At 35.8% G+C, this 20,904-nt stretch carries 24 protein-coding genes and 1 other annotated feature; of the genes, 15 read left to right on the top strand and 9 right to left on the bottom strand.

Features of this window, described 5'->3' with window-relative positions; genetic code table 11:
• The first annotated feature begins 21 nt into the window (after positions 1-21).
• The 5 genes from NSS81_RS16135 to NSS81_RS16155 are packed head-to-tail and all read left to right on the top strand — an operon-like array spanning position 22 to position 3,003.
• Positions 22-486 carry a GNAT family N-acetyltransferase gene (locus NSS81_RS16135; protein WP_342429695.1) on the top strand — a complete coding sequence of 155 codons (465 nt, stop codon included), beginning with the start codon at positions 22-24 and terminating at the stop codon, positions 484-486.
• Positions 487-503: 17 nt separating this feature from the next.
• Positions 504-1,121 carry an NUDIX hydrolase gene (locus NSS81_RS16140; protein WP_342429696.1) on the top strand — a complete coding sequence of 206 codons (618 nt, stop codon included), beginning with the start codon at positions 504-506 and terminating at the stop codon, positions 1,119-1,121.
• Positions 1,122-1,176: 55 nt separating this feature from the next.
• A complete protein-coding gene (locus NSS81_RS16145; RefSeq protein WP_342429697.1) occupies positions 1,177-1,857 on the top strand; it encodes an HAD hydrolase-like protein in 681 nt (226 codons plus the stop codon).
• Between the two features lie 32 nt (positions 1,858-1,889).
• The gene (locus tag NSS81_RS16150; protein WP_342429698.1) at positions 1,890-2,258 is read left to right on the top strand and encodes an ASCH domain-containing protein; all 369 of its coding nucleotides are present in this window, start codon (positions 1,890-1,892) and stop codon (positions 2,256-2,258) included.
• A complete protein-coding gene (locus NSS81_RS16155) occupies positions 2,251-3,003 on the top strand; it encodes a class I SAM-dependent methyltransferase (protein WP_342434051.1) in 753 nt (250 codons plus the stop codon). Before NSS81_RS16150 ends, NSS81_RS16155 begins: the two co-directional genes overlap by 8 nt.
• Positions 3,004-3,106: 103 nt before the next feature.
• Here the strand turns inward: NSS81_RS16155 and NSS81_RS16160 are convergent, their stop codons facing one another.
• Complete coding sequence (locus NSS81_RS16160; RefSeq protein WP_342429699.1) at positions 3,107-3,733, bottom strand: metal-dependent hydrolase; 627 nt, start codon at positions 3,731-3,733, stop codon at positions 3,107-3,109.
• Positions 3,734-4,200: 467 nt separating this feature from the next.
• On the opposite strand from NSS81_RS16160, the gene NSS81_RS16165 reads away from it, so the two are divergent.
• The 3 genes from NSS81_RS16165 (at position 4,201) to NSS81_RS16175 (ending at position 6,008) form a co-directional block, all read left to right on the top strand.
• The gene (locus tag NSS81_RS16165; RefSeq protein WP_342429700.1) at positions 4,201-4,770 is read left to right on the top strand and encodes a histidine phosphatase family protein; all 570 of its coding nucleotides are present in this window, start codon (positions 4,201-4,203) and stop codon (positions 4,768-4,770) included.
• Between the two features lie 85 nt (positions 4,771-4,855).
• On the top strand, positions 4,856-5,065 hold the full coding sequence (locus NSS81_RS16170; protein WP_342429701.1) for a hypothetical protein: 210 nt from the start codon (positions 4,856-4,858) through the stop codon (positions 5,063-5,065).
• Between the two features lie 133 nt (positions 5,066-5,198).
• On the top strand, positions 5,199-6,008 hold the full coding sequence (locus NSS81_RS16175) for a metallophosphoesterase (RefSeq protein WP_342434052.1): 810 nt from the start codon (positions 5,199-5,201) through the stop codon (positions 6,006-6,008).
• 115 nt (positions 6,009-6,123) lie between these two features.
• Here the strand turns inward: NSS81_RS16175 and NSS81_RS16180 are convergent, their stop codons facing one another.
• On the bottom strand, positions 6,124-6,600 hold the full coding sequence (locus tag NSS81_RS16180; protein ID WP_342429702.1) for a PAS domain-containing protein: 477 nt from the start codon (positions 6,598-6,600) through the stop codon (positions 6,124-6,126).
• A gap of 177 nt (positions 6,601-6,777) precedes the next feature.
• On the opposite strand from NSS81_RS16180, the gene NSS81_RS16185 reads away from it, so the two are divergent.
• From NSS81_RS16185 to tyrS, 3 genes are all read left to right on the top strand, one after another.
• Positions 6,778-6,987 carry a hypothetical protein gene (locus tag NSS81_RS16185; protein WP_342429703.1) on the top strand — a complete coding sequence of 70 codons (210 nt, stop codon included), beginning with the start codon at positions 6,778-6,780 and terminating at the stop codon, positions 6,985-6,987.
• A 74-nt stretch (positions 6,988-7,061) separates the two neighbouring features.
• Entirely contained in the window at positions 7,062-8,480 is a 1,419-nt protein-coding gene (locus NSS81_RS16190) for a YcdB/YcdC domain-containing protein (protein ID WP_342429704.1), read from the top strand.
• A 58-nt stretch (positions 8,481-8,538) separates the two neighbouring features.
• Positions 8,539-8,747, top strand: a binding site (T-box leader).
• 45 nt (positions 8,748-8,792) lie between these two features.
• Positions 8,793-10,040, top strand: coding sequence for a tyrosine--tRNA ligase (tyrS, locus tag NSS81_RS16195; protein ID WP_342429705.1), 1,248 nt, complete (start codon positions 8,793-8,795; stop codon positions 10,038-10,040).
• A 78-nt stretch (positions 10,041-10,118) separates the two neighbouring features.
• On the opposite strand, the gene NSS81_RS16200 is transcribed toward tyrS, so the two are convergent.
• A complete protein-coding gene (locus tag NSS81_RS16200; protein ID WP_342429706.1) occupies positions 10,119-10,295 on the bottom strand; it encodes a hypothetical protein in 177 nt (58 codons plus the stop codon).
• Between the two features lie 136 nt (positions 10,296-10,431).
• A complete protein-coding gene (locus NSS81_RS16205; RefSeq protein ID WP_342429707.1) occupies positions 10,432-10,725 on the bottom strand; it encodes a hypothetical protein in 294 nt (97 codons plus the stop codon).
• A gap of 677 nt (positions 10,726-11,402) precedes the next feature.
• On the opposite strand from NSS81_RS16205, the gene NSS81_RS16210 reads away from it, so the two are divergent.
• Positions 11,403-12,080, top strand: coding sequence for a glycosyltransferase (locus NSS81_RS16210; RefSeq protein ID WP_342429708.1), 678 nt, complete (start codon positions 11,403-11,405; stop codon positions 12,078-12,080).
• A gap of 46 nt (positions 12,081-12,126) precedes the next feature.
• Here the strand turns inward: NSS81_RS16210 and NSS81_RS16215 are convergent, their stop codons facing one another.
• A complete protein-coding gene (locus tag NSS81_RS16215) occupies positions 12,127-13,428 on the bottom strand; it encodes an NCS2 family permease (RefSeq protein ID WP_342429709.1) in 1,302 nt (433 codons plus the stop codon).
• A 269-nt stretch (positions 13,429-13,697) separates the two neighbouring features.
• Positions 13,698-14,492 carry a nucleotidyltransferase domain-containing protein gene (locus NSS81_RS16220; RefSeq protein ID WP_342429710.1) on the bottom strand — a complete coding sequence of 265 codons (795 nt, stop codon included), beginning with the start codon at positions 14,490-14,492 and terminating at the stop codon, positions 13,698-13,700.
• 125 nt (positions 14,493-14,617) lie between these two features.
• Here NSS81_RS16220 and NSS81_RS16225 point away from each other — a divergent pair, with 125 nt between their 5' ends.
• From NSS81_RS16225 to NSS81_RS16235, 3 genes are all read left to right on the top strand, one after another.
• Positions 14,618-14,791 carry a hypothetical protein gene (locus NSS81_RS16225; RefSeq protein ID WP_342429711.1) on the top strand — a complete coding sequence of 58 codons (174 nt, stop codon included), beginning with the start codon at positions 14,618-14,620 and terminating at the stop codon, positions 14,789-14,791.
• Positions 14,792-14,948: 157 nt separating this feature from the next.
• Positions 14,949-15,473, top strand: coding sequence for a sigma-70 family RNA polymerase sigma factor (locus NSS81_RS16230; RefSeq protein WP_342429712.1), 525 nt, complete (start codon positions 14,949-14,951; stop codon positions 15,471-15,473).
• Complete coding sequence (locus NSS81_RS16235; protein WP_342429713.1) at positions 15,466-16,782, top strand: DUF4179 domain-containing protein; 1,317 nt, start codon at positions 15,466-15,468, stop codon at positions 16,780-16,782. Before NSS81_RS16230 ends, NSS81_RS16235 begins: the two co-directional genes overlap by 8 nt.
• Before the next feature lie 107 nt (positions 16,783-16,889).
• Here NSS81_RS16235 and NSS81_RS16240 read toward each other — a convergent pair whose 3' ends face one another.
• From NSS81_RS16240 to NSS81_RS16250, 3 genes are read right to left on the bottom strand one after another with little or no spacing between them, the layout of a single operon-like run.
• Complete coding sequence (locus NSS81_RS16240) at positions 16,890-18,005, bottom strand: Ger(x)C family spore germination protein (protein ID WP_342429714.1); 1,116 nt, start codon at positions 18,003-18,005, stop codon at positions 16,890-16,892.
• The gene (locus tag NSS81_RS16245) at positions 18,002-19,102 is read right to left on the bottom strand and encodes an endospore germination permease (RefSeq protein ID WP_342429715.1); all 1,101 of its coding nucleotides are present in this window, start codon (positions 19,100-19,102) and stop codon (positions 18,002-18,004) included. Before NSS81_RS16245 ends, NSS81_RS16240 begins: the two co-directional genes overlap by 4 nt.
• A complete protein-coding gene (locus NSS81_RS16250; RefSeq protein ID WP_342429716.1) occupies positions 19,099-20,646 on the bottom strand; it encodes a spore germination protein in 1,548 nt (515 codons plus the stop codon). The genes NSS81_RS16245 and NSS81_RS16250 overlap by 4 nt, the downstream gene beginning before the upstream one ends.
• Positions 20,647-20,904: the final 258 nt, after the last annotated feature.

The raw sequence follows: 20,904 nt of genomic DNA on the forward strand, positions 1-20,904 counted from the left end.
ATAAAAAAGGGGATCGGAATTATGGGATATAAATTCAAAATAATGAAACAAGAGCAGGCAGAAGAAATAGCTTACAAGTGGCATTATGATGGTAAATATTCTTTTTACGATATGGAATCAGATAAAGAAGATTTAGTCGAGTTTCTTGACCCTGAAAAACGCGGGCATTCTTACTTTGTTGTGATTAATGAGAAGGAAGTTATTGGCTTCTTTAGTTTTAATAAAGTAGCTAATAATACAATTGATATAGGGTTAGGGTTGAGACCAGATTTAACTGGTAGTGGTAATGGATTGGAATTTCTAAAGGCAGGTTTAGAGTTTGCGAAAGCAAAATACAAACCGGAAAAAACAACATTATCAGTAGCAACTTTTAATCAAAGAGCGATAAAGATATATAGGAAAATCGGATTTGAAGAGCTTGAAACTTTTATTCAAGATACAAATGGCAGTAGTTTTGAATTTTTGAAAATGGTTAAATATTATTGAATTGGTGGGAATGATAAATGGAACCTAAATGGCTTGATTGGGCAAAACAACTGCAATCAATTTCACAGGCAGGATTAACATATTCTAACGATGTTTATGATTTGGAAAGATTTGAATTAATAAGAAATATTAGTGTTGAAATATTATCGCAACACACAGATATGGATGAGACAGCTATAAGGGATTTGTTTGCAAATGAAACTGGTTATGCAACACCTAAAGTAGATATTAGGGCTGTTGTATTTAAGGATAATAAAATATTAATGGTCAGAGAAAATACAGATGGTGATTGGTCGTTACCTGGAGGTTGGGGTGACATTGGACTAACACCAAGTGAAGTTGCAGTCAAAGAAGTAAAAGAAGAATCAGGGTTTGATGTGAAGGTAATCAAATTGTTAGGTGTTCTTGATAAAAAGTGCCATCCACACCCTCCTTCTCCATATCACGTATATAAAATATTTTTCAGATGCGAAATAATTGGCGGGCAGCCAAAGGAAGGAATTGAAACGAGTGCAGTTGAATTTTTTGCTGAAAATGAACTACCATCTTTATCGATAGCAAGGAATACAGAATCGCAAATTCAATTGGCTTTTAAACATTTACATAATCCACAAGAACCTGTCTATTTTGATTGATATTATAACAAATATATTATCTAGATTTTTTTAGAATCTATAAGGGGGAATGGGAGTGTCACAATCTCTTATTTTTGATATGGATGGAACGTTATTTCAAACGAACACAATTTTAGAAATTTCACTTCAAGAAACATTTAATCATTTAGAAGCTTTGGATTTATGGGATAAAGAAACACCTATTGAAAAGTACCGTGAAATTATGGGCGTACCTTTACCCGTAGTATGGGAAACTTTATTGCCTGATCATTCAAATGAGGTTCGACAACGAACAAATGAATTTTTTCACGAACAACTACTAGCTAATATTAACAGAGGTAATGGTGCTCTCTATCCAAATGTTAAAGAAGTCTTAAGCTATTTAAAAGACAAAAACTTTTCAATATACATAGCAAGCAATGGCCAAATAGAATATTTAAATACAATAGTAATATATTACAAATTAGATAAATGGGTTACAGAAACATTCAGCATCCAACATTTGCAAACTCTAAATAAAACTGATTTAGTCCGCACAATCGTAACCAAATATAATATTGAGAATGGTGCTGTAATTGGCGACAGATTATCAGATATAAACGCAGCAAAAAGCAATGGACTACTTGCGATTGGTTGTAATTTTGATTTTGCCCAGGAAGATGAACTTTCTCAAGCGGATATAATAATTGATAGCTTACTTGAATTAAAAATAGTATTAGCTAAATTAAATGCTGAGTATACAAAAGTTAATAATTGACTAATTAATTTAGTTTTAAGGAGCAAAAAGATATGAAGGGTTTAATAATTAAATCACCTTGGATTGAACTAATTCTAGAAGGGAAAAAGACTTGGGAAATAAGAGGATCGAATACAAGAATAAGAGGCACTGTTGCGCTTATTAAAAGTGGGTCTAGCAAGGTATTCGGAGAAGTTAATATTGTAGAGAGTAGAGAACTTTGTTTAGTTGATTATCGAGAAGGTGAAAAATTCCACTTTGTTGATAGTGAGTGTTCTCTTCAGTTACCTTATAAGAAAACATATGCTTGGGTTTTAGAAAACCCAGTAATATATAAAGAGCCTATTCCTTATAAACATCCGATGGGGGCGGTTATCTGGGTTAATCTAGTTAGTGAAGGAAAGGATTGTAAAAATGAATAAAATTTTAGTTCAAAATAAGAAAAGCTGGGATAAGGTAGCGCATCATTTCAACGGAATTGATGCTTTACCCAGTTATGGCCCTTTTACGCAAACAGAAGAGGAACTTCAATTGTTTGGAGATCTTAACAATAAAAAAGTACTAGATATAGGCTATGGAAGTGGACATTCTTTACGCTATATGGCGGATAAGGGTGCAAGTGAGCTATGGGGCGTCGATATTTCCGAATCACAAAAGGCAGCTGCAGAGGAAACGCTTAAGGGGTTACATCCGCGCTTATATTGTTCACCTATGGAAATTGACTGCAATCTACCAAATTACTATTTTGATTATGTTTACTCAATTTATGCTATTGGTTGGACGACGGACTTAGCGTCTACTTTTAACCTAATTTACTCATACTTGAAATCAGGAGGAGTATTTATCTTCAGTTGGGACCACCCATTATATCCTTATTTGCAATCAGAAAATGGAGTGATAACTCTCGATGGGTCATACCAAGAAGAGGGATTTACGACCTTTAATCGATTTAAAGGGGAAAACGTCTCGATGAGTATTCCTAAAAGAAAGATGGCAACTTATCTTAACGAATTGATTCGGGCAGGATTTTCCATACATTCAGTGATAGAGAGTGATGTACCTAATTATTATGAGAATCATGAAGAAGTCATTTCTGATCGATATTATTCTTTATATAAAGCTAGAAGATTTCCAACAACAATGATTATTAAAGCGGTAAAGGATTAGAACGTTCTTAATAAGGCCTCTTAATGAATCTATTGGTGTTTAACAAGGACACCTTTGCTTAGGAGGTGTCCTTGTTTTTTTTTAGAGAGGCAAATCTTAAACTTTAAATCTCCTTTGAAGAAACTGGTAAAAATAGCTTGATGCCACGTTTATTAAACGGTAATAGTTTTATATCCGCAATTAAGTGACTAATGTAAGCTGCAAGGCAGGTATAGAAGACGCCTTCAATTCCGATGGACGCTTCAAATTTGGAAGCAATGATGCCGAAGAAAATGATCCCTACAATCGAATGGGTATAGCTGCGGTGTGAAATAAAAGACGCGATTAAAATATAAATCCCAAGTAGAAACAACCAGGTTTCTTGTAATGTGAATCCTCCAGCTAGTACCCCGATCCCTGTGATTGTTAACATATGCCTTTGCTTAATCAATGACGATACGACGATTATCGCTAAACCAATTCCGATACCAATCCATTTTTCTTTAGTCGTTCCCTCATAAAAGCTATAAAAAATCATCATAGTCCCAATCAACTGGGCAACTGTACGAATCAACTCATGCGATAGAGTGATTTTGTCACGAAGTTTCCCATCAATGTCGAGGTCGGGAATTAAACCTGATATGCAGCCTAATCCAACTAAAAAGAGTGTCGTAGAAGGAGTTGTATTCATCGTGTTTGCAACGACAAATCCTGTTGCTGCGCCAATTGCTGCGTGTGCCGTCCCATTCACTTATTTTCACCTCAATAAAGAAATTTAGGTATTTTCATAAAACACCACCATAAAGAGTTTACACCAAAACACTCGTTCTGTTTATAGGTAATTTCGGCTATTATACTAGCTAAATAAGATTAAGCGTAAAGTCGGATTTTATGCCTGGGCATTTATGGGAAATAACTAGAGTAGAAATGTCCGGAGCAATGACTTATTCAATTTATTAGGGCAAAAGAAAAAGGGTAACACTAAATAAATTACGAATTATCAGTCTTTAATTTTCCTTTAGTATTGATAGATTTGTATGGAGTAATTGAATGGGAGTAGCGAGGAAAACAAATGGGAAAAGGTGTCCCTTATAATAACTACTATCTTTGGTTTCACGTAAAGGAGGACGAAATTAGCCATCGCGGGCAGATAAGATCAATTAATCGATTGTTGTTATATAATGAAATCTAGATCACTGTTAGCTCAAGGAGAGTTTTATGGAAATTTCATTGATTAGACATGGAAAATCAAAACTTACTGAAAATGAAAAAATAACTTGTATCGAGTTTAAGAAGTGGGTTGAAAAATATAACAATAACGGAGTGTTTAAAGAGTCAAGCTACCCTGCAGTGGCGCTTAAAAAAGTAGCAGCCTCAAATATTGTTTTTACCAGTGATTTACAAAGGTCTGTCGAATCAGCAAGGTTATTGAATCCAGGAACAAAAATAATTTCAGACCGCATATTTCGAGAAATTGAGTTACCTTCAAATCCCACCAAATTAGTTGGAATAAAATTAAAAGCCAGTATCTGGGCAGTGATTTTAAGAGTATTTTGGTTTAGTGGTTATTCTAACGAATGTGAGTCTTTTAGTCAGGCAAAATTGCGGGCAAGTAAGGCATCCCAACAGCTAATTGGTTATGCAGATGTTCATAAAAAGATAGTTTTAGTTGGTCATGGTTTTTTTAATATGTTGATTGCTAAGGAATTGCAGAAATTGGGATGGAAAGGTAAAAGAAAACCAGGGGCAAAACATTGGAGTTGTACTACATATACCCTGACGAACTAAGGGGTAGCGTGGCCAATGAAAAATCTAGCTATTCCATTCTTTTTTAAAAATATTTATGAAATTTATTAAAAGGGAGATTTAGATAATGACTAAATTAAAAAATAAGTACCTTAATGGTATTCCATGGGTGTTAATTACTCTTTTATTAGTTGTTTGCTTTTTAATTATTGCATCCAGTTATTTCAATACCAAAGAAATTAGTTCAGTTACTTCTCAGTGTTATGAAAATGGTGGAGAAGCCATATTAGAAATACATAACAACATCACAAATAAATATTCTTTTGAATGTAAATAATTTCTACAGTTGAAGACAAAAGCGCTCAGAAACCATTTTACAAATTGTAATATCAACTAAGTTAATTCCCCGAGGTGGTGGAAATTTGAAGAAAAAATCTAAAAAGAGATGGGTATTTTTTTTCCTCGGACTTATTTTACTAGCCTATTTTTTCTACTTTCAAAACAATTTAATCGTAACAACTGAATATGACTTTAGTTCAAAAAAGATTCCAAAAAGCTTTGGTGGATATAAAATAGTGCAGTTGTCTGACCTACACAGTAAATCCTTTGGTGATAACCAAAACGACTTAATTGAAAAGGTGAACAAAGTTAACCCCAATCTAATTGTATTTACCGGGGATTTGGTTGATTCGGAAAGATATAATGAAGGTAGTAGTCTCGTGTTAATGGAAAAACTAGTTCAAATCGCTCCGGTTTATTATATAACAGGAAATCACGAGTGGTGGTCGGGAAAATTTAATTCATTAGAGGGTGAATTAAAAAATGTAGGTGTGCATGTTATGCGGAATACAGTTGAGGAACTAAACAACGGAAAAGAAAATATTCATCTTATAGGAATTGATGACCCTGCAAATTTAACTGAATCTTACACTGAGCAAGTGATATCAGAAGAAGCTATAAGGAATACAATTAAAGAAGTTAAAGATGATGGAAGTATTAATATATTATTAGCGCATAGACCTGAATTAGTATCTTTGTATTCAAAATTTACTATCGATCCCGTTTTCTCTGGTCATGCCCATGGCGGGCAGTTCAGAATCCCCTTTGTAGGGGGATTAGTTGCACCAAATCAAGGACTGTTCCCAGAATATACTTCTGGAAAACACGTTGTAGGTCTAACAACAATGATTGTAAGTAGAGGTCTTGGTAATAGTATAATTCCTATAAGGATTTTTAATCGTCCAGAAATCGCTGTTGTGACATTGAAAAGAATAGAGTAAAAAATTGTGTATTAATTAGATTAATATGCACCTTTAAAAGATAGGCTGAAAAACACATTGAATTGGGGAATTCAATGTGTTTTTCATCAGCTTCTCAATTGAGAAAGGTATTTTTTTATTCAGGCTTAACAGCAATAAATTCGTCAATCGTTTCAGGAGTGTTTTTACCTTCTTTTCCTTGGAAAAGGTCGATATTAACGGTCACATCCATACAGCCAAGGTATTTTCCATTTTCATCACGTACTGCCATGAATTTTTGGTAAATTTGACCGGTCTCACCATGGCGTTTTGGGAACCAAAATTCCCATTCGTCACGTGCTCCTGAACGGAAATCATTCAACAATTTTTCAACGTGGTGAGCCACTTTTGGGTGAAGCTCAAGCACAGGGAGACCAATTGCTTCTTTACGACGACCATGCACGCGGTTTGGATTATTTGAATACCAGCGGAAAATATCGTTGGCATCGCAAAAGCCCATTTCAAATGGCAAAAGATTGATGATTGAATCTAAAGTGCTTGCTTTAATCGCTCCAGTTTCAAAATTAATTACAGCTTCAGGACTAATTAAATCAGACAATTTTTCTTTAGACATATATAAAACTCCTTTATGAGAATAATATAATACAAATATTAGGTAGAAAAACGTATTATGGTTCCTAATTAAATGATAATCATTTTCAATGATATTTGTTGTGATATATATCACGGAAAAGAATGTATATTATTTATTTGGTTAGTATGAAAATAATTGGACGAAAGGAGGTTCAAAATGGAAGTAATACTAATTAGTCTCTTCTCAGCTATAATAATTTTTATGACGGTTTACTCCATTATTAAAGTAATAATTATTGCCTATAAAAGAAAAGAAATAACGCTTCGAAGATTTGAAGTTTTGGTAACCTTGTCTATCTTAATAGGTTTATTCGTAGCTTCGATATTGCCCTTTGGTTATCAAAAAATATTTGAAGCAATCCTCTGACCCTTTTTGTAGTAATTTGGTAGATGGTTAATACCCTTATGTGAATAAGGATCAAAACTAGGGAGCTGGCTTGATTGTTAAAAGAAGAATTACAGAAACGAGCATTATCGATAATTCCAATTTCTGTAAATTTCCAACCTGTCATAGAGGAATATACTGAGGGAGAGGCCATGTTTTCATGGACAAACGAAGAAAAAGATGAAGATATTACGATAAATCTGGACATTAACGGTAATTTGCTTAGTTTATCGATTGATAAGAACGACAAAACTCGGGATATAATTCCTTTAAACTTCGAGGAGAGTAAAGAACGAGCAGAGCGGTTTTTACTTAGTCATTATCCGAATGCATTAAATGATTTAACCCTCTACAAATCTAAAAAACTTACATGTGTACACCGTTTTTATTATGAACAAATTGTCATGGACTTACCATTAGAGAATGCTGGATGTTATATCGATATTGACCCTTTGGGGGAAATTGTTGGGTTTACATACCAAGGTGTGAAACGGAACCCAGAAATACCAGCCATGCTGATTTCAAAAGAAAAACTGATTGAACACGTACTAAATAGAGTGGATTTTCAGCTATTGATTACATATTTGTATTCCGATATTCATAATGTTGCGGAAGATGGACTCCATCTTGTGTACGACCTTGATCCATATTTCATGGAATATAAAGCAGACGTTTTGGAACCAACGTTAACAATTATACATGAAGAAGATTCTACACAATCGTATGTCACCCTTGCCCCTCCTACTAGTACGATTATACGCAAATATTTATCTAATGAAGAAATCATTGGTATTACTGAACAGATGGAGGTTATTCGTGAAGTAGATATGGGAGAAGAGATTGGCATCGTGTGGCGTGAACGGGACTGGGAGATGAAGGAAGAGGATTTATCCATAAACGGCTTTTTTACTAGACAAACAGAAGATACTGTTAAAGCCTTCATTTCTAAGAAAACAGGTAAAGTCAGAAGTTATATTTGGTTTAAGGAACGAAGTGGCGACCTTCAACTAAATCGCAAAGAATGTTATCAGAAGGCAATTGATTTTCTGCAAATGCTTGATCCAAATTATTATCAGTATCTTCAACTGATTGTTTGGGTAGATGAGGAGGAAGAGGATGAGACTAGAATGAAAGAATCATTCACATTCCACCTGCATAACGGTCAGGACATACCAGTTCAGTTAGCATTAGTAATGGTTGTTGTTAATCCTAAAACAGGGGAAATTGATCATTATTCTGGACCAAGTTTTGACTTGGAACAACTAAGCCAAATTTCCGCTAAACCAGCTATTTCTAAAAAAGAAGCAAGGGAAATATTTAGCAATCATCTGGATTTTGAACTAGCGTGGAGCAAAAATTATGATAGTGAAACGGACTCCTATTCCCTTGTTTATAAAGCGTGTGATCGTTTTTCTAGAAACCCAATCCGATACATTGATGCCATGAATGGTTCAGTTATTATAAATAAAGAATAACATGTTGAACTTTTGATGTTCTTAGTTTAAGATATATAGAAATATTCTAAAATTAAATATTCAAGTAATGATAGGAATTAGTAGTATCTTATCTCCCTGTTTTTAGAGAGCTGATGGTTGGTGGAAATCAGTACATAGATAAGTGCGAATTACTCCCTTGAACTTTCTTTGCGAAAAATGAGTAGTAAAGAACGGACGAACCGTTATTCGATTGAGTGGAAGAGAAATCTTCAACAAGGGTGGTACCGCGTTAACCACGTCCCTTTTTTAGGGGCGTGGTTTTTATTTTTTTAAAAAGAAGGGGGAGAAGGTTTGGGACAATTTTTAGAACAACTATCAAATGAACAATTAGCTGAAGTAAAGAGGCAATTCGATATTTATAGCAATGGCGTAAAAGAGATAATTCCCGAAAGTGAACTGAAGAATAAGATTGCAAAATCATTGGTAACAAACCGTCCGCTAAAAATAAAGTTAGGACTAGATCCATCTGCTCCAGACGTTCATTTAGGGCATACAGTGGTCTTAAACAAACTGAAACAGTTTCAAGAGAATGGTCACACGATCCAGCTTATTATTGGAGATTTTACAGGAAAAATTGGTGACCCTACAGGAAAATCAGCAGTAAGAAAGCAGCTGACAACTGAAGAAGTAACTCAAAATGCAAAAACATACTTTGAACAATTCAGTAAAGTGTTAGATATGGAAAAGGTTGAGTTGCATTATAACTCGAAATGGCTAAGCAAGCTTGCGCTTGAAGACATGATTCATTTATCTTCAAGTATTACGGTCGCGCGGTTACTTGAAAGAAATGATTTTTCAGAGAGGCTAGCAACAGGAAAGCCGATATCTTTACATGAATTTTTCTACCCGTTAATGCAAGGATATGATTCTGTTGAACTTGAAAGTGATATCGAACTTGGTGGAACCGACCAACATTTCAATGTCTTAATGGGTCGACACCTACAAGAACATTACGGAAAAGAAAAACAAATCGTGATTCTATTGCCATTACTTGAGGGTCTTGATGGAGTAGAAAAGATGTCAAAATCAAAAAACAATTACATTGGTGTAGATGAGGATCAACATTCAATGTACGGCAAAACAATGTCTATACCTGATGAATTAATTTCAAAGTATTTTGATCTTGTTACGGATTTGCCGGTGGACCAGAAGAATCAAATTAAAGAAGATCTCGAACAAGGAAAACTTCATCCTAGAGACGCCAAAATGTTCTTAGCCCGAACGATTGTAAGAATCTATCATGATGTTGATGAGGCTGAGAAGGCAGAAGCAGCTTTTAAAGCAGTATTTCAAAGAGGTTCACTGCCTGATGATATTCCTGTAATAAAATGGCAAGGGGACAGAGAAGTTCCATTAGTCGATTTACTCGTTGAATTAAAACTACAAAAGTCAAAAACGGAAGCCCGGAAAATGATTCAAAATGGTGGGATAAGAATTAACGAGGTCAAGGTGAATGACATCCATCTACACGTTAACATGATGGATGAACCTATTATCCAAGTAGGAAAAAGAAAGTTTGTAAGGGTGGAAATAAAGTAATACTAAATACTTTTTATAACCCAACCCTTAAAAGGGTATTTCAGAATTAGACAAAAGCCAAGGATATGTTCCCTGGCTTTAGTCGATATATCCCTTGTCTTTTAAGCATACAAGAGCTGCGTTTTCATTTTCTTCTTTGATTTGATACTCCAATGTACCATCCACAATTTTGGCACAACGACCACCAAATGGCTTGAGGGCGTCCTTGATTTCCTTAACATCAACCTTGCTACTAATTGGATAAAATACTTTCACCAAATCCACCTCCAAGGATAACTATAAGAAAATGAATGAGGTTATGCAGTGATCAATATTACAGCAAGGGAGTGTTGATTTCTTTTATTATCCATAATTTAGGTTCTGAAATGTTTATATGATGGTGTCCTTTGTCTTATTCCGTATTGGAGAGATCTAACGAATCCGCAGTTATTCTTCCATCTCGGACATCAATATTTCCTTGTATTGTCCCATCCTTAGTAATCACGTTTACAATATATGTTCCTTCACCAGGATAGTAACCAATGCCGTTAATTTGAAAGGACTCTTCCGGGTAATGTGTCTTCAGGTACTCAGTAACAATCTCTTTACTTTCTGACCTTTTAACCGGGTTTCCGTTGAGAAAAAGGTAAATAAAACCGACAAGTAGCAACAGAACTACCGCAAACGAAATTGGCCTAACTCTCATATTTTACCCCTTCTTTCATGTCATCTTTTCATTCTATTTTATAGTGATTTAGTGTAAAGTTACACTATTTTATAAATAATATTTAATAAAAGAACAAAAAAGGAGCCTGGTACAAAACGTACCAGGCTGAAATTATGGGAAGTTTTAAGAGTAAGTCCCTAAAACCGATTAACTAATTAAGTTACCTTTATAATAAGCTACACATGTGTAGAACTTATAGTGAACTTGTGTGGAAGTTGTGAAGATAATTGCTTGATAAAAAAAGCAAAAAAGGAGCCTGGTACAGATTGTACCAGGCTAAAATTATGGGAAGTTTTAAGATAAGTTCTCAAAACCGATTTAACTAATTAAGTTATCTTTATAATAAGCTACACATGTGTAGAACTTATAGTGAACTTGTGTGGAAGTTGTGAAGATAATTGCTAAAAAAAAGACAAAAAAGGAGCCTGGTACAGATTGTACCAGGCTAAAATTATGGGAAGTTTTAAGATAAGATCTCAAAACCGGTTTAACTAAATTAAGTTATCTTTATAATAATCTACACATGTGTAGAACTTATAGGGAAGATGTGTGGAAGTTATGAAGATGAAAACTTTTGATCATAAACCATTTGAAAAACTTCGTGGAGAAACATGGAGTAAAAATGAATAAATAATCTAATAATAAATTTGCATGTAATGAATGATGAAAAGGGGACGATTTGTTTTAGTAAATATCTAACGAAGATGGTGTTATTGTTTCTTTCCTTTGCGTTGATTTTTCCAGCATTCACAAAAGTGGAGGCAAACGAAACAGTCGTCACGCAAAATGCGCATTTAAGTGAAAAAGCTGTACAGTTTAAGTGGGACATGCGTAAGCTATGGCTTGACCACTCATTATGGACAGGAAGGTATGTAGTAAGTGCATTAGCGGGTCTTGAGGATCAAGAAAAGGTGTTGGCAAGACTCCTAAAAACCATGGATGATACAGGGAATCTGATAAAGCCTTATTATGGAGAAGAAGCAGGTAACAAGCTGGGGCAATTATTACGTGAGCATATCCTGCTTGCTGGAAAAGTGGTGGCAGCTGCCAAGAGCGGAAACCAAGCAGATCTAAAAAAATTCAATAAAGAATGGTATAAAAATGCAGATGATATTACAGATTTTCTAGCCAAAGCCAATCCGAATTATAATAAAAATGAATTAAGGGAAGCACTACACATGCATTTGAAAATGATAACAGATACTGTAGTAGCAAGGCTTAAAAAGGATTGGGATGCTGATATTCTTGCCTTTGATAAAAATGAAGATCATTTAATCAAACTGGCCGATACGTTATCAGAAGGAATCATCAAGCAGTTTCCTAATAATTTCTAAAAAAGGTGTCCCATCACATTGTTGGGACACCTTTTTTAGAAAAATATTAATGTGGCAGAAATGCTAACTGAAAGAAAAATAGTACAGCGAACACGTAAAGAAGCGGATGAACCTCACGCCATTTACCTTTAGCAATTTTCAAAAGCGGATAGCTGATGAAACCTAGAGCGATACCTGTTGAAATGCTTGACGTTAGTGGCATACTTAGGATTGTTAAGAAGGCAGGAAAGGCTTCATCCAACTCATCCCAACGGATTTTTGCAATATTACCCATCATCATACTGCCGACTATGATCAATGCAGGGGCAGTAATTGCAGCAATACCAGACACTGCGCCAACAAGTGGACCAAAGAATGCAGAGATGATAAACAGGATTGCAACCGTTAGTGACGTTAAACCTGTCCGCCCCCCAGCGGCTACACCTGAAGATGATTCAATATAGGCAGTTGTTGGGCTTGTACCAAATATTGAACCAATCGTTGTCGCTATTGAGTCTGAAAGCAAGGCTTGACGGGCACGCGGCAATTTGCCACCTTTCATTAAACCTGCTTGATTCGCAACACCGACCATTGTTCCGGTTGTGTCAAAGATGGTTACAAGAATAAAAGAAAAGACAACTGCATATAGACTGTGCTGAATGACATCTGTCAGAGCAGTAATTGGGTTCGCTACAATTAGTCCATCTGGAAGGGAAGGAAGCGATACAAAGCCTTGAGCAAAGGAAAGTTGACCAGTAAAAAAGGCGATTAACCCAGTAATGATCATTCCAAAAAACAGTGCCCCATTAACTCGAAGTACCATAAGAATAAGCGTAATCGCTAACCCTACTATTGCCAAAAGAGCGGCTGGAGATTGAAGGTCACCAAGTCCAACAAGGTTGGAAGGATGCGCAACAATAATTTTTGTTTGACGTAATCCGATAAAAGCAATAAATAACCCGATTCCCGCTGAAATCCCGTATTTAAGGTTATCAGGAATGGCATCAATTAGTTTTTCTCTAAAAGGAGTTAACGATAATATTACAAAGATAATTCCGGCAATAAACACAGCTGCAAAGGCTGTTCGATAATCAATTCCTGGATTTGCGCCGACAACTGAATAGGCAAAGTAAGCGTTAAGTCCCATTCCAGGTGCGATCGCGATTGGATAATTTGCAAACAGCGCCATCCAAAGCGTTCCGATAACAGCGGAGATGATGGTTGCGGTGAAGACTTGTTCAAACGGTACACCAGCATCAGAGAGGATAACCGGGTTAACAACAACAATATAAACCATTGTAAAGAATGTTGTAATTCCCGCGATCATTTCTGTTTTTGTATTTGTATTATTTTCTTTTAATTTAAACATAGTAGCTCCTCCAAAAAACACGAACGATTTTTTAACAACTTTTATATAATATTCGTTTTCGATGAAAAATACAAGGTGATTTTATTAAAAAAATATAAAAGGTTGAGATTGTTTGCGTAGTTATATTTTCCCTCTTATGACTAAAACCATCCTCATAATCATGTATAAATTTACGACAAGTACTATTATGGAAAAAAGTCCCTTTTCTGAGGAACAATATAAGGGTACACATCAAAAAAACAACATGGTCGCATGTTGTTTTTATTTACTCAGTCCCAAACTTCTACTAATGTTTCGCGAAAAAGTTGGTTAAGCTGCTTTGTTGGATTAGGAATTTCTATGTTTAATGATTTTGCGTAGGCTTCCAAATGGACAATCTCTTTATCTAGGAACTGATTAATAACCTCGATCCTCGGTTCAAGATCTAGTTCATCGCCTGCCATCTTTCTTTTTAATAATGTACTAATTGAGTCTTTCAGTTCGCTCGCTGGCAGCACATCCTCCAATAGATCTTTAAACTCAATCGGTGGAATCGTATTATATTTTTCAATCCATTTGGCTGCCAAAATCGGACGCAACACATAGAAATACTTTTTAATTTTAACGTCTTGACCCTGAAGATAATCACGGTAATTTCCTTTGGCCATATTTAAGTAATGATACAAACAAGATTCTGGGGAAAAAATATTTCCTGCTAAATCCTTTATTTTATCGATTGTGCTATATGCCTGGTAATAAACAATGCTAGAATGCAGCCATTCTAAAAGTGGAGGATTCGATTTACGGAAAAGCTTGAGAGCCTTCGTAAGCTCCCAGCCGCTGACATCTAACAATTCATCCATCGGAATCGAAATTTTATCATGCTTCGGAACCTCAAGAACATCGCGCATTTGATCTATCGACAGATACCAATTCTTTTTATGAACATATATAAACCTAACGTCATAATCGCTATCCTTTGACGGAAATCCCCACGCCCGGCTCCCAGACTCACAGGCAAATAGGATTTTAACCTCATACTCTATTTCAATTTGTTTAAGCACATCTAAAATGTGTTCTTTCATTTTAATAACCCCATTTATAATTGTTTATATTAGATATTTTATAATAATTTCCTGTATATACCTAATGAAAATAGTAGTGCCTTTCCATTTGCCCGAACGGGTGCTACTTTTCGATTCAAGGGCAAATGGGGCTTCGCCATTTACCCGAACGGGTGCTACTTTACGAATTACGGTCAAATGGAACCTCGCCATTTGCCCGAACGGTACCCCTTTACGAATTACGGTCAAATGGGGCCACGCCATTTGCCCGAACGGGTGCTACTTTACGAATTACGGTCAAATGGAACCTCGCCATTTGACCGAACGGGTACCGCTTTTCGATTTAGGGGCAAATGGGGCCAAGCTATTTGCCCGAACTACGGTTCTCTCAAAATAATAAATATCTTTAAAACTTTTTTTCATCTTGTTAGTCTAATATGTAACACGGCAGGAAGTTAGGTTAGGGGGTAGGGAAACTTGAGTGAAGATCATCAATTAGTCAAAGATGCCATCAAAGGTGATGATGCAGCGTTTTTAAAACTGATTCACTTATACAAAATAGATTTATATAAAACGGCTCTTTCTTTTTTTAGAAACGAAGAAGAGGCTTTAGAAGCAATACAGGAGGTTACCTATAGGGCCTTTAAGGGTATTCGGTCCATTAAAGAGCCATCTTATTTTAAGACCTGGCTTATACGTATCATGATTAATTATTGCAACGATCAGCTTAAAAAGAAAAAGCGTACGGTGTTAGGTGACGAAATCATTAGCCAACAGGGCATATCAGAGAATCATACGGAAATGGAACTAAAAGATGCGATGTTAGGATTGGATGATCGTTCCCGTGAAATCCTGACACTGAAATATTTTAATGATATGAAGATATCTGAAATCGCGGCGACGATGCAATGCCCGGAAGGCACGATAAAGACCTGGATTTACAAAGCCTTAAAGTCACTTCGAGAAAAGTTGGAGGAGAGGAGCGGTAATCTTCATGTTTGAAAAAGAAGAAGAAAAGTTAACCAACCATAAAAACAGCTATGACAATATTGATATTCCGTTAAAATTATTGGATGATGCGATAGTAGCCGGTTTTCAGAAAGCGAAATCAGAGGAAAAGCAGAAACCACGCACAAAAAAGTGGGTGCTTAGCTTAGCTACTGCCGCCATCCTATTTATTGGTTTTTTCACCTCGGTTCGACTTTCACCAGCGTTTGCTGACTATGTCACCGTCATCCCTGGAATGGAAAAATTGGTAGAACTTATTCGTTCCGACAAAGGAAAATTGCAGGCAATCCAAAATGATTACTATGAAGAAATAAATGTGTCGCAAGAGAAGGATGGCTTAACGTTTACGGTGGATGGAGTCATAGCCGATGAGGATGGCCTAGTCCTATTTTATTCTTTGGAAGCGGAGGAAAAGCAGAAGGAGTTACTCATAGAAGAAGTACATTTAGAAGGTTTAGAGAATGAGAAGCTTGATTTAGGCTCCTTCTCATCTGGAAAACAATTTATCTCTGAGGATGGTGAAACAACTTTTAATGACATGTTCGAATACCATTTTCAAACGCCTTTAAAGGCAAGAAGTTTTGAACTAACTGTAAAGGTAAAAGGAGAGCAGCAAACAAAGATGTACCAAATCCAATTTGAACTGAAAAAGGATATTCAGAAGAAAAAGACCATCACATTAAACAAAACTGTAAATATTGAAGAGCAAAAAATTACATTCTTGACTGCCGAAATTTACCCATTAAGAATAGCAGTACATGTAAAAATGGACCCTAAGAATACAAAGAAACTTCTTGATTTTGAAGACCTCCGTCTTGTTGATGAAAAGGGAGAAATCTGGAATAAAATCGCAAATGGAGTGACAGCAAGTAGGATTTCTGATGATGAAGTGATCATTTATTTGCAGAGCAATTATTTCCATGATCCAAAAGAATTGTATCTTGTGTTAAATAAGATTCAGGCCATCGATAAAGAAGATGCCTCAATCGTGATTGATACCCAAAATAAAAAAATTCTTAAGCAGCCTAAGGGGAATATAGTAAGTGATCTAATTGTTGAAGGGGAACATGTAGGTTTTGATATGCATATAATAGATGAATTTCATTACTTTCCGTTTGCTGCAGTGAAGGACAAGAATGGTAAGCAAATTGAGAGTCCTGAACAATCTACCGCTTCTCATGATGGGAATACAGAAGTAGGCCTGCGAATCCCGGGACTAACAGCTGAAATGAGTCCCATCTCTTTAGAGCTTTCCTTCTACCCTAGCTGGATTAAAGGAGAAGGAAAAATACGGATAAGGTAATAATGGACATAGTCTAAGGCCCATAAATAATTAAAGCTATTCTTCATAAAAATCACTGCCACACACCCTGAATGTGTGACAGTGATTTATTTAAATTTTCGCTGTAATTACTTGATAGCTCCCCTAGAAATTATTTCTATTTTTACAGATACATTGATATCGGATTTAGCAAATGCGTTTCCCCAATTGTCTTCTACCTTTTTATATTCCTTATAATGGTACGCTCGAGCATATAGGCCAAATCCGATAGGATCAATTTTATTTCTTTGGGTTTTTTTTATAAGGTTCTCAAATTGTTGTTGCAGTTCTTGTTCAATTCTCTTGATTAACTCTACCTCTTTCATCTTGTCCTTTGGAAATAAACGTTCGACGATATTAATGCTCATTTTAATCTTAATATCAAAAGAAAATTTATTCTGCCTGAATCCAGTTTTTACCTTCGTCTTCACTCGCCTGGCGGAAAAACTCAAATCATTTTTATGAAAGATGTCATCTTCATTTTCTATTTTAAAAACTGGAATAGTAAAGGTAACTTCGTGTTTCTTTTCATCTTTTAATATAAGAAGTAATGTAGATTCGGGAATAGTTAGAAAGTCAGCGTATTTCCCTTTATTATCCAGGAGGGACATTCCGCTTAATACCAGATTTTTACCCTTTTTTACTTCCGAAATAAAAGGGGTCATTCCCTTCTCATATATCTCCCTGTGCAGTTCTTGCAGAGTACCTTTTGCTGTTCTCGTTCGATCATAGTTTTTATCAATGATTGCCTTCAAATGTAAAGACAATTCCGGTTTATCTGGTGATTGATTAAAAATAACTTCTGAAACAGGACCATCCACTGTTACTACTCTTGTATTCATTGAAAATGTAGGATTCCGATATACTGTATCTAATATTGAATACCAGTCATTATGCTCCAAAACACGTTTCCCTACTAACAAAACCTGAATTTTCGCTGCTGTTACTTCGCCAGTTGTCAACATATCAAACAATCTTCTAGAATCTCGAATAGTTTTCGCCTTTACCTCATAAATTTCATACGTTTTCTTGGCTCCTTTACTAAAGACTGGGTTTAATTCAAAAAAGATTAGATTATTTTCATCATCTAAATCAACTCCAAGGATCAAGGCTAGTGTCAAATCCTCTAGAGGGGCTTTACTTCCACAGCTAGAAAGGATAACGATAAGGATTATGGAAAGAATCGCTTGAATCCAACGCTTCATTTTAGGCCTCTCCTTTTAAAGCGGCTATAAAGCCAGCCATATACCCATAAGCATATGGGAAACATACACACAAGTATCAGAACAAAAGGTTCTACTACTTTTTGAAGCTGCTCATTGCTTTTAAATGATGGGGGTGATAGAAAAACATAACAAATGTTAAGCAGTAAAAACCAAATCACATATTTACTGTGATCCTGATTACCGAATAATTGACTTGTACAAATTACAGTCATAAATAAAAGCGGAAGGACACTCGTCGAAATCACAAATAAATACAAAGAAAAAAAGACAATTTCTATTCTTTCAAAAAATCTAAACTCAATTATTTTTAAAAGATTAATGGTTGGTTCCCTATATTGAGTGATTTCATCTGGACTATAAAAAGCAAAGGCAACTAGTGTTATAAATAAAAATACGATTAGTGTAAGTGTGTTGGCTATCACAAAACCGACGGACGCTTTTTGTTTATTTTGCAGAAATGGATGGAGGAAAAATACAATCTCAAAGCCCATATAGGAAAAAATAGTTGTTTTGACAGTTGTAAGGATTGGTTTCCAGCCCTCCTTAATGACAGGTAGCAGGTGAAGCAAATGTGCTTCCTTCAATGGAACTACATAAAAGAAAATCATCCATCCTGTCATAAAGAAAATTAATTCAGAATATCTGCCCAATATACTGATATTATTTCGAACAATAAGATAACTAGGAATGGATAACAGTAACAACAATAACGCAAGATCTATTTGTGGTAAAATCCAAAATTGGATAAAGAGCCCTTCCCTAATAAAAATGATCGATGTCAAAAAGGAAAAATACAAAATGAAAATTACAGCTGAAATCTTCCCGACCCACTTTCCAAAATAATGGGTCAAAAGATCAAGGATCGTTCCATTGGGGTATTTTTCCAAAACCTGTATAATAATTAATCCTGCCAGTGTGGATAGCAGCCAGCCAATGATGATGGCAATCCAGCCATCCGTCCCTGCTTTTTCAGCAACTTCACGTGGAAGTGTTAACACTCCAATACCAATTTGTACACCATGAATCAAAAATATATACTGCATGAACGTTATTTGATGTTTTGAATATTTATTCAATGTTCGTCACCCTCTGGACGATTAGAGTTAGCCTTTTTTATTTGAATGGATCTGGTACTTTTAGGGCGCTTTAAGATAGACCACTGTGGAAAACGAATAAATACATCCTTCCAATCTGTGAATCGTAATGGTGCTATTGGGCTGCCAAAGGGAGTACCTAAAGATTCAAGTGCAATCATATGTGCGATTAAAGTCATTAATCCGACTGTAAGTCCCACAAATCCAAATAACGAAGCACCGATCATCATCGGAAATCGGAGCATTCGAATGGCAGCACCCATATCATAATTAGGAATAATAAAAGAAGCAATTGCAGTCAAGGCTACGACAATCACCATGATATTACTTACGATACCTGCCTGCACAGCTGCCTGACCAATGACAATACCTCCAACGATTCCGACGGTTTGACCTATCTTGGCTGGCAGGCGTATTCCTGCTTCACGCAGCATTTCTAGTGTGATCTCCATAATAATTGCTTCAATGAAAGGCGGGAAGGGAACACGTTCTCTGGATGCAGCAACCGACATAAGCAACTTTAAAGGAATGACTTCAAAGTGAAAGGAAATAACAGCTATATAGGTAGCCGGCATAAATACTGCGACGAAAAAACCAAAATATCTTAAGAGACGTATAAAAGAAGCAACAATCCAACGTGAACTATAATCATCAGTACTCTTGAAAAAAGCTTCAAATGTGGTTGGACCGATGATGACATTGGGTGACCGATCCACAACCGTAACGATTCTCCCATGTAGAATTTCAAAAGCTGCATAATCAGGACGTTCCGTGAGAAACAATTGCGGGAAAGGAGAAAAAGGATTGTCCTCAATGTATTCTGCTAATACTGCCGCATTTAATATACTGTCAACATCCAGTTGTTTAATTCTATCTACTAACTCCTTTAATACTTCAGGATTTACAACATCGGCCAAATACATAATTGAAATTTTCGTATTTCCTCTTTCGCCAACTGTTAGCTCCTTAATTTTCAGTTCACGGTTGGGAATATGCCTGCGAATTAAAGCAATATTATTGCCTCCTGATTCGGTAAATCCTTCATGCGCTCCCCGTAAGGAAGACTCAACAGAAGAATCTTCAACTGCCCTTTGCGGCCATGCCTGCGTATCAAATATATACGCCTCAAACCGTCCATCAACAAATAACACACTGTTGCCCTGTAAAATAGCACTTTCAATTTTCCTCCATGTATTGGTTTCTTTTACAAGACCAAGTGATACCTTAATATCAAAGTAGTTGTCATCTTGATCGGCCTTAAATAATAGAGGGTTCAACACATTATTATTAATAGCCGTTTTATCTGTAAGACCACTCAAATAGACGAGTGCAGCTGAACTTGTTGTTTGCTTTATGATAAACTGCTTCACAATTAAATCAGGGGTGTCATTAAACTTGTCTTGTATACCTGAAAGATTCTCCAATAAGACCGAACTTATAGGGTTTTGGCTGAGGACATCGTGTTGGTTTTTTAAAGATGAATGATTGTGCCTCTTTTTTCTATTGTATCTTCGAGAAAAAAGCATAGGGGAATCCCACCTAGTTAGGAATAAGATAGTTTAGTGTGTGTCTTGGAATGGGGAGATATGCATAAACATCCATTTTTAGCTAAAATCATAAAACGGATTAAGGTTATGTAGGTATTGTCAGGTGTCATGACAGTGTATATACTAATATTGAACAGGAAACCGACAAGTACTGGTCAGGGAAAGGTATTTTTTGCCATGAATATGCAAATTGTTGGCTTTTTGTTCGATTATCCTAATTCTAGAAAATTAGTAGGG

Origin of the sequence: Neobacillus sp. FSL H8-0543, assembly GCF_038592905.1 — a bacterium.
GTDB lineage: Bacteria > Bacillota > Bacilli > Bacillales > Cytobacillaceae > Neobacillus.

What these genes read in the sequence shown, in the direction of transcription:
- NSS81_RS16135 (WP_342429695.1), top strand. Translation starts at nt 22, where the DNA reads ATGGGATATAAATTCAAAATAATGAAACAAGAGCAGGCAGAAGAAATA.
- NSS81_RS16140 (WP_342429696.1), top strand. Translation starts at nt 504, where the DNA reads ATGGAACCTAAATGGCTTGATTGGGCAAAACAACTGCAATCAATTTCA.
- NSS81_RS16150 (WP_342429698.1), top strand. Translation starts at nt 1,890, where the DNA reads ATGAAGGGTTTAATAATTAAATCACCTTGGATTGAACTAATTCTAGAA.
- NSS81_RS16155 (WP_342434051.1), top strand. Translation starts at nt 2,251, where the DNA reads ATGAATAAAATTTTAGTTCAAAATAAGAAAAGCTGGGATAAGGTAGCG.
- NSS81_RS16165 (WP_342429700.1), top strand. Translation starts at nt 4,201, where the DNA reads ATGGAAATTTCATTGATTAGACATGGAAAATCAAAACTTACTGAAAAT.
- NSS81_RS16170 (WP_342429701.1), top strand. Translation starts at nt 4,856, where the DNA reads ATGACTAAATTAAAAAATAAGTACCTTAATGGTATTCCATGGGTGTTA.
- NSS81_RS16180 (WP_342429702.1), bottom strand. Translation starts at nt 6,600, where the DNA reads ATGTCTAAAGAAAAATTGTCTGATTTAATTAGTCCTGAAGCTGTAATT.
- NSS81_RS16185 (WP_342429703.1), top strand. Translation starts at nt 6,778, where the DNA reads ATGGAAGTAATACTAATTAGTCTCTTCTCAGCTATAATAATTTTTATG.
- NSS81_RS16205 (WP_342429707.1), bottom strand. Translation starts at nt 10,725, where the DNA reads ATGAGAGTTAGGCCAATTTCGTTTGCGGTAGTTCTGTTGCTACTTGTC.
- NSS81_RS16210 (WP_342429708.1), top strand. Translation starts at nt 11,403, where the DNA reads ATGAATGATGAAAAGGGGACGATTTGTTTTAGTAAATATCTAACGAAG.
- NSS81_RS16215 (WP_342429709.1), bottom strand. Translation starts at nt 13,428, where the DNA reads ATGTTTAAATTAAAAGAAAATAATACAAATACAAAAACAGAAATGATC.
- NSS81_RS16220 (WP_342429710.1), bottom strand. Translation starts at nt 14,492, where the DNA reads ATGAAAGAACACATTTTAGATGTGCTTAAACAAATTGAAATAGAGTAT.
- NSS81_RS16225 (WP_342429711.1), top strand. Translation starts at nt 14,618, where the DNA reads ATGGGGCTTCGCCATTTACCCGAACGGGTGCTACTTTACGAATTACGG.
- NSS81_RS16235 (WP_342429713.1), top strand. Translation starts at nt 15,466, where the DNA reads ATGTTTGAAAAAGAAGAAGAAAAGTTAACCAACCATAAAAACAGCTAT.
- NSS81_RS16240 (WP_342429714.1), bottom strand. Translation starts at nt 18,005, where the DNA reads ATGAAGCGTTGGATTCAAGCGATTCTTTCCATAATCCTTATCGTTATC.
- NSS81_RS16250 (WP_342429716.1), bottom strand. Translation starts at nt 20,646, where the DNA reads ATGCTTTTTTCTCGAAGATACAATAGAAAAAAGAGGCACAATCATTCA.